The organism is Brachybacterium sp., assembly GCF_036379615.1.
Taxonomy (GTDB): Bacteria; Actinomycetota; Actinomycetes; order Actinomycetales; family Dermabacteraceae; genus Brachybacterium.
On the sequence record NZ_DASVGJ010000022.1, the window covers coordinates 1 to 3386 of the forward strand.

Annotated in this window: 2 protein-coding genes and 1 pseudogene; all 3 read right to left on the reverse strand. The window is 72.3% G+C overall.

Going from position 1 to position 3386, the window contains the following annotated elements:
- Positions 1-40: 40 nt before the first annotated feature.
- Complete coding sequence (locus VF289_RS04465) at positions 41-2062, reverse strand: fructose-specific PTS transporter subunit EIIC (RefSeq protein ID WP_330881495.1); 2022 nt, start codon at positions 2060-2062, stop codon at positions 41-43.
- Positions 2063-2109: 47 nt separating this feature from the next.
- Positions 2110-3066, reverse strand: coding sequence for a 1-phosphofructokinase family hexose kinase (locus tag VF289_RS04470; protein ID WP_330881497.1), 957 nt, complete (start codon positions 3064-3066; stop codon positions 2110-2112).
- Positions 3063-3386 (reverse strand): annotated as a pseudogene (locus VF289_RS04475) (DeoR/GlpR transcriptional regulator); the annotation flags it as partial. The pseudogene VF289_RS04475 and the gene VF289_RS04470, both read right to left, overlap by 4 nt.

The window sequence follows — 3386 nt, forward strand, 5'->3', positions numbered from 1 at the left end:
GGGGGGGGCCGCTTCCGGTGAACAGGGCTGACCGGCAGGATCAGGCGACGGCGCCCTGGCGGCGCTGCCCGACCTCCTTCAGCACGGTCACCAGTGCAGCGGAGACCAGGGTGCCCGCGAGGATCGCGAGCACGAAACCCCAGACGGGGGAGATCGCGAAGGCGACGAAGATGCCGCCGTGCGGGGCCTGTGAGCCGACGCCGAAGGCCATCACCAGGGCGCCGGTGACGGCACCGCCGGCCATCGAGGAGGGGATCACGCGCAGCGGATCGGCTGCGGCGAAGGGGATCGCGCCCTCGGAGATGAAGGCCGCGCCCAGCAACCAGGCGGTATTGCCGTTCTCCCGCTCGACGGGGGAGTAGAGCTTCCGCCGCACCACGGTGGACAGCGCCATCGCCAGCGGCGGGACCATGCCCGCCGCCATCACGGCGGCCATGATCTGGAAGGAGGCCTCCGTGCCCTGGGAGAGGCCCGCGGTCGCGAAGAGGTAGGCGGCCTTGTTGACGGGACCGCCCAGGTCGAAGCACATCATCAGCCCGATGATCACGCCGAGCAGGATCGCCGAGGAGCCGGACATGCTGGTCAGGCCATCCTGCAGCGCCGTCATCAACGATGCGAGCGGGCGGCCCAGGAAGAGCAGCATGAGGCCGCCCACGACGAACGTGGTGAGCAGCGGGATGATCACCACCGGCATCAGGCCCGCGAGCCACCGCGGGGGCGTCAGCGTGGTGAACCACAGGGCGACCAGCCCGGCGAGCAGGCCGGTGATCAGGCCGCCGAGGAAGCCGGCGCCCACCGCCAGGGAGACCGCTCCGCCGATGAAGCCGGGGGCGATGCCGGGACGACCCGCCAGACCGAAGGCGATGTAGCCGGACAATGCTGCGACCAGGAAGCCCATCCCGAGAGAGCCGAGGGTGAACAGCACCGCACCCAGGTACAGGGCCATGCCCGCCCGTTCGGTCTGCATCATCCCGGTCGCGCCCTCGTACTCCTGAGCTCCGGGGAGAGAGGTGAGGGAGAAGCTGGTGGCGACGTCCTGGGCGACGAAGGCGACGTCGAATCCGGCGATGAGGAAGCCCAGCGCCATCAGCAGCCCGCCTGCGGCGACGAAGGGGATCATGTAGGAGACGCCGGTCATCACAGCGCCCTGGATGCGGCGTGGCCAGGACTGCTGACCGGCCGAGCTCGCCTCCTCGGAGGAGGTCGCGCCCGTGGGGACGCGCCGGGCCGAGGGATCGGAGACGGCGGCCACCGCCTCGTCGAGCAGCTGCGGGCCGTGCGAGATCGCGCGCTTGACGGGATGCTCGACCACGGGCATCCCGGCGAAGCGGTCACGGCCCGAGATGTTGACGTCCGCTGCGATGATCAGGGCGCTCGCCGCGGCGATCTGCTCCGGGGTGAACGGGGTGATGCCGCCGGAGCCCTGCGTCTCCACATGCAGCTCGATACCCTTCTCCTTCGCGGCGTTCTCGAGCGACTCGGCGGCCATGTAGGTATGGGCGATGCCGGTGGGGCAGGAGGTGATCGCCAGCAGGACGGGAGCGTCATCCGACGCGTCACCTGCTGCGGCGCTGTCCGTGGAGTCCTGCGCGGCCGGAGCCGGAGCCTCCGCGGGCTCGAGCACGCCCATCACCAGGTCGGAGACCTGCTTCGGCTCCGTCGCCGCACGCAGATCGGCGAGGAACTCGGGGCGGATCAGCGCACGGGAGAGCTGGGCGAGCAGCTGCAGGTGCTGGTCATCGGTGCCGGCCGGTGCCGCGATGCCGATGATGAGATCGGCCGGCCCGTCGGCCGATCCGAAGTCCACGGGCTCGGCCAGGCGGAGGACGCCGAGAGCCGCCTCGTGGACCGCCTCCGTACGGCAGTGGGGGATCGCGAAGCCGCCGGGCATGCCGGTCGCGAAGGATTCCTCGCGCTTCAGCAGCCCGGCCTCGAGGCCGTCGCGCTCAGCTCTGCCGCTGTCGGCGATGAGATCCGCCATCAGGCCGATCACGGCGTGCTTGTCGCCGGGCGGATCCACCTCGAGGCGCACCAGCTCGGGAGTCATCAGGGGAGCGGACATGGGTTCTCCTTCGAACGTGCTCGGCCGCGGCGGCGGCCGGCGAGGGGTCAGAGGCGGCGGACGCGGTCCGCTCCGACGCGGACCTGGTCGGGGCGGGGGATGGTGGTGCCGGGCAGGCCCACGGCGGTGGTGCCGTAGGCCAGGGCGCGGGCGAGCCGGCCGGCCGGGCCCTCGCCGTGCTCCCGGGCGATGAGGTAGCCGGCGGTCGCGGAGTCCCCGGCGCCGACGGTGGAGACCACCTCTCCGACAGGGGAGGGGCTGTACCAGGAGGAGCCCTCGGTGGCGAGCAGCCCGCCGGCGGCGCCGAGCGTCACCAGCACGGCGCCCACGCCGCGACGATGCAGGTCCAGCGCGGCATCGCGCACTCCGTCGAGATCACCGTCGCTCGCCTGCTGCTCCAGGAGCCGGCCGTCGACCCCGAGGATCTGCCCCAGCTCCTCCGCGTTGGGCTTGAGGAAGTCCGGGGCGCCGGCCGGCAGCGCCGCGGCGAGCGCGGTCAGCGGTGCTTCCGAGGTGTCGACGCCGACGCGGGCACCGAGGTCTCGCAGAGCGCCGATCAGGTGCACGTACAGGTCCATCGGCATGCCGGGGGCGAGGGAGCCCGAGAGCATCACGGCATCGCCTGCGGAGACCGTGCCGAGCAGCAGGTCCGTCAGAGCGTCCACCTCGGTGCTCGAGAGCGTGGTTCCGGGCTCGTTGAGCTTCGTGGTCTGCTGCGGGGCGGACAGCACGGTGAGGTTCGTGCGGACCGCGCCGGGGATCGGGCTGCTGCGGTGCGGCAGCTGCTCGGCGCGCAGCAGCTCGAGCAGCGGGTCATCCGGGGCGGCGGGGAGCACGGCCGTCACGGGAAGTCCGGCGCGGTGCACGCCGAGGGCCACGTTGATGCCCTTGCCTCCGGGCTGGGTGCGGTCCGTCCCGATCCGGTGCACGCCGCCCGGGACCAGCGGCCCGCCGAGATCCACCGTGCGGTCCAGGGAGGGGTTGGCGGTGAACGTGATGATCATGCGAGGTGGACCTCGATCCCGGCGTCGATGAGGAGCCGGTGGAGCTCGGCAGGGAGATCGGCATCGGTGACCAGAGCGTCGACCTCGTCGAGGGCGGCGAAGCGCACCAGGTGACGGGCGCCGATCTTCGTCGAATCGGCCAGGACGACCCGCAGGCGCGCCGAGCCGACCATGGCGGCCTTGACCGCGGCCTCGTCCGGGTCCGGGGTGGTGAATCCCTCGGCGTCCAGGCCGTTGCAGCCCAGGAAGGACACCTCGGGGTGCAGGGCGCGCAGCGCATCGACGGTGGCGGAGCCGACGGCGGCCTCGGTGGTGGGGCG